This is a genomic window from Trichococcus collinsii, assembly GCF_900107505.1.
Taxonomy (GTDB): domain Bacteria; phylum Bacillota; class Bacilli; order Lactobacillales; family Aerococcaceae; genus Trichococcus; species Trichococcus collinsii.
The window spans coordinates 303,553-315,863 of the sequence record NZ_FNQH01000001.1; the positions used below are offsets into that span (position 1 = coordinate 303,553).

At 45.3% G+C, this 12,311-nt stretch carries 10 protein-coding genes; 8 read left to right on the forward strand and 2 right to left on the reverse strand.

The features are described from left to right. Window positions 1-121 precede the first annotated feature (121 nt). On the reverse strand, window positions 122-910 hold the full coding sequence (locus tag BLV66_RS01510; protein ID WP_176974087.1) for a DUF1189 family protein: 789 nt from the start codon (window positions 908-910) through the stop codon (window positions 122-124). Window positions 911-1,051: 141 nt separating this feature from the next. Between BLV66_RS01510 and BLV66_RS01515 the strand changes: the two genes are divergently transcribed. The 7 genes from BLV66_RS01515 (at window position 1,052) to BLV66_RS01545 (ending at window position 7,238) form a co-directional block, all read left to right on the forward strand. After that, complete coding sequence (locus BLV66_RS01515; protein WP_086985252.1) at window positions 1,052-1,660, forward strand: superoxide dismutase; 609 nt, start codon at window positions 1,052-1,054, stop codon at window positions 1,658-1,660. A 212-nt stretch (window positions 1,661-1,872) separates the two neighbouring features. Beyond that, on the forward strand, window positions 1,873-2,328 hold the full coding sequence (locus BLV66_RS01520) for a MarR family winged helix-turn-helix transcriptional regulator (RefSeq protein WP_086985250.1): 456 nt from the start codon (window positions 1,873-1,875) through the stop codon (window positions 2,326-2,328). Between the two features lie 84 nt (window positions 2,329-2,412). Next, window positions 2,413-3,504: an ABC transporter permease gene (locus BLV66_RS01525; RefSeq protein ID WP_086985248.1), complete on the forward strand. Its 1,092-nt coding sequence runs from the start codon at window positions 2,413-2,415 to the stop codon at window positions 3,502-3,504. Window positions 3,505-3,514: 10 nt separating this feature from the next. Next, window positions 3,515-4,192: an ABC transporter ATP-binding protein gene (locus BLV66_RS01530; protein WP_086985246.1), complete on the forward strand. Its 678-nt coding sequence runs from the start codon at window positions 3,515-3,517 to the stop codon at window positions 4,190-4,192. A gap of 35 nt (window positions 4,193-4,227) precedes the next feature. Then, window positions 4,228-4,626, forward strand: coding sequence for a DUF2177 family protein (locus tag BLV66_RS01535; RefSeq protein WP_086985244.1), 399 nt, complete (start codon window positions 4,228-4,230; stop codon window positions 4,624-4,626). 38 nt (window positions 4,627-4,664) lie between these two features. After that, window positions 4,665-6,458: a DAK2 domain-containing protein gene (locus BLV66_RS01540; protein ID WP_086985243.1), complete on the forward strand. Its 1,794-nt coding sequence runs from the start codon at window positions 4,665-4,667 to the stop codon at window positions 6,456-6,458. Beyond that, entirely contained in the window at window positions 6,459-7,238 is a 780-nt protein-coding gene (locus BLV66_RS01545) for a DUF1295 domain-containing protein (RefSeq protein ID WP_086985240.1), read from the forward strand. 64 nt (window positions 7,239-7,302) lie between these two features. On the opposite strand, the gene BLV66_RS01550 is transcribed toward BLV66_RS01545, so the two are convergent. After that, the gene (locus BLV66_RS01550; RefSeq protein WP_176974088.1) at window positions 7,303-9,957 is read right to left on the reverse strand and encodes a YfhO family protein; all 2,655 of its coding nucleotides are present in this window, start codon (window positions 9,955-9,957) and stop codon (window positions 7,303-7,305) included. A 264-nt stretch (window positions 9,958-10,221) separates the two neighbouring features. Between BLV66_RS01550 and BLV66_RS01555 the strand changes: the two genes are divergently transcribed. Beyond that, window positions 10,222-12,270 carry a peptidoglycan D,D-transpeptidase FtsI family protein gene (locus tag BLV66_RS01555; protein ID WP_086985237.1) on the forward strand — a complete coding sequence of 683 codons (2,049 nt, stop codon included), beginning with the start codon at window positions 10,222-10,224 and terminating at the stop codon, window positions 12,268-12,270. The last annotated feature ends 41 nt before the right edge of the window (window positions 12,271-12,311 follow it).

The window sequence follows — 12,311 nt, forward strand, 5'->3', positions numbered from 1 at the left end:
ATCCGTGAAGCTAGCCAACATTATAAAAAAAGAGGCCGCAGCAAGATGATCTTTCGATCATGTGCTGCGGCCTCTTTTTTGGCTGGGACCGGATGTTACTGAATAGTAACGGCTTCCCGTGCTATTCTTTGAGGGCTTTGTAGAAATAGAACATACCAATGAGAGCAATCGCTTCATCCTGAATCATCGGGTAGAGGCCGAATCCGTTCAATAGACTAAAGAAAACTAATGGGACTACGGAGGCTATAAGCGCCATCCTTAGTATTTCGCGGAAAGGGAGTTTTTTTCGCATAAATCCTATCAATACATTCGCGAACAGCGCGATTATCAATAGCGTCAGAAGCACACTGAATGAAGAAATGAAAAGACTGAACAAGAGCATGATCACGCCGGAAAAAAGCTGATCGCTGGAAAAATTGCGGAGCAACTTTTTGAACGACTGGTCCGTCAGGTCATCTGCCTGCTCATAGGGCAACCTGAACGGGACATCCTGAGCATAGAGGGTGAAAGCATCCTTTGAAAATACGAGACTGAGAATCAAAACAGGTGACGACATTTCTTTTTCGATTTCTCTCGGTGTGTAAACTTCCTGACTATCGAAAGCCAACAGGACTGTATCAGTTTTGTAAATGAATCCTTTTTCCGTAGCATTTTCCAACTGCAATTCGTTGTCGGAAATAGTGAATGAAGGTATTTTATCCGCTATCACACCTGCATCTGCCGAAAATTTTTGTAGTGTAGCGTACCCATCCAGAAACAGTGGGATGCTGACGGTTAGTGAGAGTAAGAAGAAGAGCAACAAGGCAGAGCCTTTTTTTAATGCTTTGGCATCCAACAAGTGTTTTGGATCCATAAAACTGTCTTTGACTAAACTGACGATTGAGATTGTGATCACCGCTTTCTGCATCATACTTATCCAGTCTATCGAAAATAGATTCATTTAGCAATCAAAAATTGCTACGGCTTCGAGGCATTATTTTTGATAAATTAAGTAATTGATGATACAGTGAAATTAGTCAGAAATCACTAAACTATTTAGGAGGAATTTAACATGGCTTTTACATTACCGGCTTTACCTTATGCGTACGACGCTTTGACACCATATATCGATGAGGAAACGATGCATTTGCATCATGAAAAACATCATAATACCTACATTACGAATGTGAACGCAGCTTTGGAGAAACACCCTGAGTTGGCCGAAAAAACGATCGAAGAATTATTGGCTGACTTGAACAGTGTTCCGGAGGACATCCGTACGGCTGTCCGCAACAACGGCGGCGGACATGCAAACCACAGCTTATTCTGGACTGTTTTGGCGCCTAATGCAGGTGGAGAACCTACAGGAGCTGTTAAGGACGGAATCGAAGAAGCGTTTGGCAGCTTTGATGCTATGAAAGAAAAATTCGCAGCAGCAGCAGTTGGTCGCTTCGGATCCGGTTGGGCTTGGCTAGTAGTTTCCGATGGTAAATTGGAAATCACCTCTACACCAAACCAAGATTCACCGATCAGCGAAGGCAAAACGCCAATTTTAGGTCTTGATGTATGGGAACATGCTTATTACTTGAAATACAAAAACGTCCGTCCTGAGTACATCAAAGCATTCTGGAACCTTGTGAACTGGAATGAAGTCAACAACCGTTTAGCAGCTGCAAAATAAGCAACAAAGTTATTGTAATCCGCTTAAAGGATTCAGGGCATCCGCTCTGAATCCTTTTTTTTTACTATCAAAATATTGTGATTCAGGGTTGGCTTCACTTTTGGGCACTTCCAAGGGCGATTGTTTTACTTTCCGGATTTTATCGCTTAATATATATCTTGTAAGATATATATTAAGCGATGAGAATCATTCGGAAAGGAGGCGGTATCAAGATGGAGGAATCTATTTTTGAAAGGCCGCTTGAGGATCAGCTTTGTTTCGAGGTTTATCGGGCTGCAAATGCTTTTGGCAAAATGTATAACCGTGCTTTGAAAGAATTCCATTTGACATTCCCGCAGTACCTCGTTTTGCTTGCTCTATGGGATGAAGACAAAGTACTGATCAAAAACATTGGGGAGCGTTTAGGGATGGGTATTGGAACATTGAATCCCATCTTGAATCGTCTCGAGAAACAAGGTTGGCTCACGAAAGAAACATCCCTTGTGGATAAGCGCGCTACAATCATTTCCTTGAGTAAAAAAAGCATCACTTCTAAGAGAACAATCCATTTAGCTCTTTTATCCGAAGTGAATGCCTGTAATCTCGATGGCGTCGATGGCGTATTCTTGATGAAACAGTTGAAAATACTGAATAACGCGATGAATCAGGCAGATGACGATGCAGGCTAGAACTGGACAATCATCCTGTTTGTGGCATCAAGATATTTTTCGTCAACTATAGATAAAAATTGAAGAAATGAAGGAGTTGCAACAATGTTCTTAGCTTGGAAAGAAATTAAGCATGCAAAAACAAGGTTTTCGCTGATCATCGGCGTCATGGTGTTGGTGTCCTACTTGGTGTTCTTTTTGGTGGGTCTTGCCTATGGTTTGGCCCAAGACAACCGAACCAGCGTAGATAAGTGGGATGCGGACGGCATCATTCTGACGGACGAATCGAATACAAACATCAACATGTCCATGCTCCCGAAAGGTGCAATCAATGAAGTTGTGGCTGATGAGGCTGCGGTAATCGGAATCGCGCCGAATGTCGTCAACAAAAAAGGAATATCAGGTGATGATGCCAAGATCGATACGACGTTCTTCGGAATCGAAGCGGATCAATTTCTGATGCCGGAAGTGATTGAAGGGGAAGCTTTCCAAAACGATGATGAGGTTGTCGCCGACATCAGTCTGAAGGAAGAAGAGGGCATCGAGTTGGGCGATGTCCTGCAGCTCGCGGGTTCCGACAAAGAAGTGACGGTTGTCGGATTTACGGAAGACGCCAGATTCAGCGTCGCACCGGTGCTTTATACTACGGTCAGTTCTTATCAGGAAGTCCGCTTTGAACAAATCGATGAATCGGATGAAGGGCGGGTCAGTGCCATCGTTGTTCGGGACAATGGTGATTCCATCGCGGATGTGGATACAGGAAGCGCGGACTTGAAAATCTATTCGATAGCTGACTACATCAGTGAAATTCCGGGTTACACTGCGCAAGTGTTGACGTTTGGACTGATGATCGGCTTTCTGATCGTCATCGCTGCCGTAGTGATCGGGATCTTCATCTATGTGCTGACTATGCAGAAAACCAGTATGTTCGGTGTGATGAAAGCGCAAGGAATTTCGAGCGGTTATATCGCAAAATCGGTTGTCATCCAAACGTTTTTATTGGCTGCTATGGGAGTCGGTATCGGGTTATTGTTGACGGGCGCAACGGCTATGGTGTTGCCGGCAGCTGTTCCTTACCAAACGAACCTTAATTTCCTGGGCATCATTGCGGCCTTGCTTGTCATCATGGCCATGGTCGGCGGCGCATTTTCAGTAAGAGCGGTAGTCAAAATAGATCCATTGAAAGCAATCGGATAGGAGTGAGCATATGAAATTAATCGAATTGATAGATGTATCCCGTTCATTCGGGGAAGGCGAATTGAGGATAGACGCATTGAAGGCAACCAATCTTGCTGTTGAAGCCGGAGAATTTGTCGCAATCATCGGGCCGAGTGGATCGGGTAAAAGTACATTTTTGACCATTACAGGTGGATTGCAGTCGCCTTCCGAAGGTCGGGTCCTGATCAATGGCAATCCATTCAGTGATGTGAGCGAGAAAAAACGAGCAAAATTGCGATTCGAGGAGATCGGATTCATACTCCAAGCTTCCAACTTGGTCCCGTTTCTGACTGTCCAAGATCAATTGCATTTGGCCAATAAAGTCGAACGTAGCAAAGTGGATAAACAAAAAAGGGATGACTTATTGAAAGAATTGGGCATCTTCGAATTGAAAAATAAATTTCCGAGTGACCTCTCCGGCGGCCAGAGGCAAAGGGTCGCCATCGCCCGTGCCCTCTACCATGACCCTGCTGTCATTCTTGCGGATGAACCGACAGCCAGTCTGGATACGCAAAAGGCTTTCGAAGTTGTGGAAATTTTGGCGAGGGAAACAAAGTTGAAAAAAAAGGCTACCATCATGGTGACGCATGATGAGCGTTTGATAGACTATTGTGATAAAGTTTATGTAATGAAAGACGGCATTTTGACAGAAAGAACCGGAAGCTGAAACAACAACGGGTAACGAAAAAGGAGGAACAAATGATGGACAGCATTAAATTGTATTTCTTGACATTTTTTGTGTTTTTTTTAGTGGATATTGTCTGGTTAGGCGTGGTATCCAAAAATATTTACAGCAAGTATTTGGGACACCTCATGGCTCCGAATGTCAATTGGGTGGCAGCAATAATCTTCTATCTATTGTTCATAGGTGGACTCGTATTTTTCGTGGTTCATCCAGCGCTTTTGAAAGAAAGTCTGCAATATGCCATTTTGGCTGGCGGTTTTTTCGGGTTGATCGCGTATGCGACGTATGATTTGACCAATCTGGCCACTTTGAAAGATTGGCCGATTACGATCACCCTGATTGATTTGGCCTGGGGAACGTTTTTGAACGCTGCAACTGCAGGCATTACATATGTTGCGGCACAAAGATTTCTTTGAGCAACCAAAAAAGCCTAAGAGCGGATAGGGGAGGACCAATGAATATTTCAAAATTGGACAGCGAAAATCTTTACTATTCTTTTGTGTCGGGTGCACAGGAGGTCATAAAAAATAAAAATAGCCTGAATGAAATCAACGTGTTTCCAGTCGCTGACGGGGATACTGGCAGTAACCTTTCTTCCACCATGCATGCGATCATCTTGGATGCGAGAATCTCCGGATCCGTTAAGGAAACGATGAACAGTATTGCAGATGCTGCTTTGACGGGTGCCAGGGGAAATTCAGGTATCATCATTGCGCAATACATCAACGGGATCTTTCTCAGTCTGATGGATGAGGAGACGATAACCATCCCTTCGTTTGCAGAAACGGTCAAAAAAGCGGTTCCTTATGCTTATCAGGCGATTTCGGATCCGGTGGAAGGGACAATCATCACCGTCATCCGGGAATGGGCGGATGCGGTGTACAGCCATAAAGACCTTTCGGCAAACTTCTCCGAATTGTTTTCAAAATCGATGATCACAGCCAACAATTCTTTGGAAGCGACAACTTCTCGTTTAAAAGTGCTTCAGGACTCCAGAGTCGTCGATTCCGGCGCGAAGGGGTTTGTCTACTTTCTTCAAGGATTTGCAACTTTTTTGCGCACCGGAAAGGTTGACTTGGAGGTCAGCGATGAACCGGAAGATCTTTCTTTCAATGAGGAATTGATCCATAGTCAAGGGGAGATACGCCATCGCTACTGTACCGAAGCGTTGTTGTCATCGGATTCGATTGATCTGGAAGCACTGAGAGCGGAACTGGCACTGTATGGTGATTCCTTGATTGTGGCAGGCAATAACCACAAAGCTAGAATCCATATTCACGCCAATGCGCCGGAACAAGTATTCCAGGTTTTGCGCAAAAAAGGCATTATCCTACAACAGAAGGCGGATGATATGGTCAGACAGAACGAATCAGCCTTTGACCGGAAATACGACACTGCACTGATCACAGATTCAATCGCGGACCTTCCGCAGGAAATGCTCGATCGCTATCAAGTGCACATGCTGCCGCTCAACCTGAATTTTGACAATACCTCCTATCTAGATAAGGTGACGATGACACCAGAACTTTTTTATCCTTTGCTGGAAGAAGCCATCGAATATCCGAAGAGTTCACAGCCGAATCCAATTGTTGTAGAGAAATATCTTGACACGGTGCTCTCCCATTACAATAAAGTCATTATTTTGACTGTTGCGAAAGAGCAGAGCGGAACCAACAGCGTGTTCCAAAATGCTGTCTCAAAAAAACTGCATGAAGGGAAAAAAATTGCCGTGATCGATTCGAAGCGGAATTCCGGTGCGGAAGGATTGCTTGTCATGAAAGCGGCAGAAATGATCGCGGCGGAAACTCCTTTTGATGAAATCGTTGGAGCGATTGAACACTTGAGGGAACGCACAAATATCTTCGTCAGCGTGAATAACTTAAAATACATGGTGAAATCCGGACGGTTAAGTAAAGTTTCCGGGTTAGCTGCGATGACAATCAATCTCAAACCTGTCGTATCTATCGATGCAGAAGGCAAAGGTTCGATAGCTGAGAAGGCGTTCAGCGAAAAAGGGAATGAAAAGAAGCTGTTCCGATTGCTGGAAAAGGTAAATGCACAGGAGCAGATTTCGAGATATGCGATCGTGCATGCCAATAATCCCGAAAAAGCTGAAGCCTATCGTAAGCGCAGCGTCGCCTTGCTTGGCAAGGAACCTGAGTATATCATGAACATCTCTACAATCGTCGGAATGAGTGCCGGTGTCGGCACTGTGGCGATTTCATATATGTGTGAGGAGGAATTATAGATGAATGCTTTTCTGTTAAGTGCTCTAGTACTATGGATCTTCTTTTCAATCATATTCATAGTCGCGCAATATCTTAATAATAATTCGATTGTGGACAGCTTTTGGGGACCGGCCTTCCTGTTGGTCGCAATCGTAACATTCCTGAATTCCGACGTCATCGGTTTGCGGGCGGTCGTGCTGTTGACAATGGTGGCAATCTGGGCTTTGCGGCTCTTTTTGTACATAACCGTCCGGAATTGGAACAAACCTGAAGATTATCGCTACATCAATATGCGGAAGCGATGGGGGACCTCTATGGTGCGTCTGAAGGCTTACGCACATGTCTTTGTTCTACAAGGAGTGCTGGCCTTTTTCGTATCTTTGCCGATTATCGTCACGAACACTTCGACTGATCAAGAATTGGCGCCGTTCCACTTTGCCGGCATCGGCTTGTGGATCATCGGATTCCTCTTCGAGACGATCGGGGATGCGCAACTCAAACGTTTTAAAGCCGATCCAAGCAACAAGGGCAAGCTGATGATGGAGGGCCTTTGGCAGTACACGCGCCACCCGAATTACTTTGGTGAGGCTGCGATGTGGTGGGGTATTTTTATAGTAGCGCTGAGTGGTCTGGGAAGCTTCTATATGATCATCAGTCCAATTATCATGACGCTGCTGCTGCTGTTCGTATCGGGTGTCCCGTTGCTTGAAAAGAAATATGCAGGCCGCGAAGATTTCGCAGCTTATACTAAACGGACAAATAAATTTTTCCCATGGTTCCCAAAAATGACCAAAAGCTGAACGACTTCGTTCAGCCCTGAAATAGACAAGAAAAGCGGCTGGAATTTGCTCCTAGCCGCTTTTCTTATTTAATTTTACGATATTTTTTCAATAATAAGGCACCAGCGATTGAAATGCCACTGATTGAAAGACCAGTTATCAGATAGGGGGTGCGGTACGTCAAAACGATGGTATGTTTGCCTGCGCTGATTGGCACCGCCAGTAGACCATTCAGCGCGGTTGTTGTTTTGGCCATTTCACCATCGATCGTCACTTCCCAGCCCTCGCTATAGGGGATTGTCGTCAACAATATTTCATTTTTATCCCCAATAGTGACGGAACCTGTGATGTGCGTCTGACTGAACGAGGAGATTGTCATGCTTTCCGCTTGGCGGGATGAAATGGTTTCCTCGAACAGATCTTTGTTCAATTCGTAAAGTTTCAGGTCCTGTACCCGAATCGAATCCTCGCGCAGTTCGATTGTAAAAGTGATGTTTTCACCCTGTTGGTTGCTTGCGATGTTGATGACCTGATCGTTCCGGAAGGTCGTATAATAATCCAACTTCACATTATTCACATAAAGTGTCGCATCATCGTCATCGATGCCCGCATCCAGAATCAGATAATAAGGATTGTCGCTCGTAGGCGTGAACTGGAATTCAATCCTGGAGATTGCACCATCCACAGACCGATAGTAGGTTGTGTTCTGTGCATCACCGGCAGCGGATGTGACATTCTGGAAAACGTTGGAATCGAACGGACGCAAGGAGAAATAAGGTTCGACGCTTTCCTGATTGTTGAAGGCATCCAGCAGCTGTTCCTGCATCAATATGGGTTGATCCTCGATCAAATCAAGTTCCAATACACTTTCGGAAACCCCAAATGCCAATGACAACGCATATGGATTTTCGTAGGTGGTGGATCTATCCGTTTCGGAATAAAAATTGTACTGGGTAAGATCCGGGCGGGTGGAGTTGCGGTTCAACCGATATAAGTTGTCGTTGATGTCATAAAATGTTTCCGGCAACTTCTTGTCCTGAATAAAATATTTCACGCCGAACAGTGCATCCGTAAACAATGTTCCGGTTGAGTAAACGATAAACCCGTTCCCGTCCGGAAAGCCCAATGATCCGAACAAGGCAGGAATCTCCTTTTCGAAAGTGGAGCTGAAATGATTGATTCCGGCATAATTGGCTTGAAAGCTGTCGTTTTTGGAGCGTTGGAACGTTTTTTCGATCCGGTAGAACGTGTCTTCGGGTGTCCGTACATCCGCCAACATCGTATTTAAATTCGTTTGATAATCGGAGAATTCGTCTTGCTTGACGTAGCCTAATCGAAACAAGTCAATGGCTGCGTTGGCCGTCATCTCAGCGGTAACCACGAAAAGCAAAGCATAGGCCAACCATTTTCTAGGCTGATCCCTGAGCATCAGCAACACAAGGACAAGGACAGAAATGACTGCCGTTATCAATACTTGGACAGGTTCCAGAAATTCAAAATCCTCTTTCAGGACATAGATGGCAGTGGCTGCATTCGCAATCAAAAGACAGCAGGCCAGCGAAAAGGGAAAAGGACGATAGGAACGCAACGCCCGAAAACCGTTCAACAGGAAAAAGAAGCAAACGGTGAATGAAAAACGGTAAGGGTACCAGATCGGGTATTGTCCGGCATGCCAAATTTTATTCAGAAACTGGACGTTCATCGCCAGAAAAAAGAGCACGGTCAGCGCAAGTGATGTGAACCGTTCTTTTTTTGAGAAGGCAGGATGAAAAAAATAATAGATATATGCTGTCAGAGCGACAGTGCCGATAAAGAGATTGGGATGTCCGCTGGGCATCTGGTCGAAATTGAAAGCCCCAATATAAAACTTTGAAACGACTTCGAAAGGATTATAGGCGAAACTCCAATCGATCAGATTATTGGCATAACTTGCTTTGCTCCCCAAGAGCGAATAAAAAGTTGGCAGCAACAAGACTGAGGCAAAACCAGCTCCCAACAAAGAACAACCAATGAATCTGGCTGATTGGGTGAAGAAGTGTTTCAGCTGCGCCTTCAGATTATTCGGGCCGACAACCTCTTGTCTGGAAAACGCGAAAAGGTAATAGAAGACCAGGAAAACACAAATCATGAATCCTATATAATAATTGGAAATCAACATCACTCCCAGAAATAAGCTGTAAGACAGACCACTTTCACCCGCCATCAGTTTTTCCAAACCAAGAATGATCAGAGGCAGGAAAACAAGCCCATCAAGCCACATGACGTTTAATTGATTGACGATGACATAACCCATCAAGGCATAACTCAATGCGAAGGATGGAACTAACAAACCTTTTCCTTCGAAGCGGGTAATCAACAGATGAGCAAAAGTCAAACCCGACACGGAAACCTTCATCAAAATCAAGAGGGTAACCGCCAAGGGCAACATGGACTGCGGAAACAACAGAAAAATCAAATTGAAAGGACTCATCAGATAATAAGCCCACAATCCCAGCATTTCTCCACCGAATGATTTTGTGAACGAAAAGAAAATGGCGGAAGGATCGGACAATAAGGTTGTGCGGTAATAACTGAAAAAATCCACATATTGCTGGCCGAGATCGACCGTCAGCAAAGTGCTATTGCCGAAAGGATAAACCCCCATGGTGGCATAAATGACCATCATTACAAATAAAGGCAATAAGAACGAAAGGAAAAGCATATTTTTTTGCGGGGATAGAGTTGTGAAACGCTTCAGCATGCTGCACATTCCTCCTTTGAACCGGAAATTTTTTGACGTTCCTGCAGAGTCGTCTGACCATGAGGGGGACGCTCCTGATAGTTGAAGCGAATAATTCACAAGTGCTTCTGCTATTTTAGCATATCCCGCTGGTTTTATGAAGAATCCAAACGTGTCTTGGCTTATCCAGCAAGGATACATGTTAAAAATTTGTTGCTTCGTTTGTAATACATGCTTTTTTTGCTATAATAGGTTGTCGAACTATGGTTTTAGGAAGGTGTAAAATTGGAAGATAATACCCAAAGCAAAAGGAAGAGAAAATCGCATATCCCGTTTCGCTTGAACCTGCTCTTTTTTATCGTGTTCTCGCTGTTTTCCGCAGTGATATTCCGGTTGGGATACTTGCAGATCGTCCGTGGAGATGAATTCGAAGCCATCGTGAAACGTACGGAAACGACACTTGTGACAGAATCAGTGCCGCGCGGTTTGATATATGACAGAGATGGCAATATACTTGTAGGCAATGAACCACAGCATTCCATAACCTATACCAGAGGGGCAAACACAACGGCCGAGGAAATGGCAAAGGTTGCCTCTTCGTTGGCGGGTTTGATAAACGTCAGCATTGAAGAACTGACGGAGCGTGATCTGAAGGATTATTGGATGGCCGTAAACAATGAAGTCATGTTGAAGCGTCTGTCGGATGATGAAAAGTTGTTGCCGGGTTCCGAATTGTATGAAGTGGAGCTAGCAAAAATAACGGTGGAAGACATCGCTTATTCTGATGAACAAAAAGAAATTGCCGCAATCTTTAAGCGGATGAACAGCGCGTATGCCCTGTCGACCACAAGCATCAAAAATAAGGATGTTTCGGATGAAGAACTGGCTCAGGTGAGCGAAAATCTGTCCGGTCTGTCCGGTGTGGATGTCGCGACAGATTGGGTCAGAATCTACCCAGAATCCGACTTGCTGAAGAGTATTTTAGGTGGAGTGACCAGCGAAAAAATCGGTTTACCGAGCGACCAAGTCGCCACCTATTTGGCAAAAGGGTACGCCAGGAACGACCGCGTCGGAAACTCCTACTTGGAGCAAGAATATGAATCGGTACTCTCAGGCACGAAATCGCAATGGGAAACGATCACGAATCAATCAGGTGAGGTTGTGACGCGAGAGGAATCCTACGAAGGAAAAGCCGGGGATAACCTGGTTCTGACTATCGATATCGATTTTCAAAAGGAAATCGAACAGATTGCTACTGAGTTCTTGAACAGCAATGTCGATTCCTACAACGATCGGGTGTACATAGTGGCATCGGATCCGAATACAGGTGAAATCCTGGGCATGACCGGGAAGCAACGCTCGACATCCAACGAAATTGTGGATGATGCATTGGGCGTCATCAATTCAAGTTACGGGATGGGTTCGGCTGTGAAGGGCGCGATGGTGCTGACCGGATACATGAGCGGCGTCATCAGCACGGACAACAATGTGCTCGTCGATGAGCCGCTGCAATTCCAAGGTTCAAATCTGAAAAAGTCAGTTTTCAATCCGTCCATCGGCAGCCAAGTCGCCATCAACGACATCGAAGCGTTAGCCCGCTCATCGAATATTTATATGGTTAAATTGGCGATGCTGATGGGGGGACAATCCAGCTATGAATCGGGAGGCACCTTGAATATTTCCGCAGATCTGATCGACGAGCTGCGCAGCTACTTTGCCCAGTTTGGCTTGGGTGTGAAGACGGGGATCGATCTGCCGAACGAAGGCAGCGGACTGACCGGATTCGATCAGGCGGCAGTTAACGTAGTCGACCAATCATTCGGACAGTACGATCTGTACACGACCCTGCAGTTGTCGCAATACATCAATACCATTGCTAATGGCGGCACCCGATACGCGCCGCAACTGGTTTCGGAAATCCGCAGCACGGATGCGAACGGATCACTGGGGGCTTTGGAAACCACCCTGGAGACAAAAGTAATGAACCAGGTCGATGTCGGCGCCGAAGCGATGGAACGTGTCCAACAAGGATTTTATCAAGTAACCCATAGTGCGAACGGGACGGCCTATTCAACATTCGGGAAGGACTCGAATAATGTTGCCGCTAAGACAGGTACGGCGGAGGCTTTCTATGACGGCAACAATGAGAACTTGAAGGGTGAAAGTGTCTTCAATTCCACCTTTGTCGGCTATGCACCCTTCGACAATCCGGAAATTACCGTAACTGTTGTGGTCCCTTATCTTAAATCGGAAACGGGTCGAGCTACACCGATAGCCAAGAAAGTTTTTGATGCCTACTTCAACACAGGGGATTACGCAGCAAAAGCCGAGTAACTGGTAGGATTGCGAGTCGAATAAACAAACAGAAGGTGCCG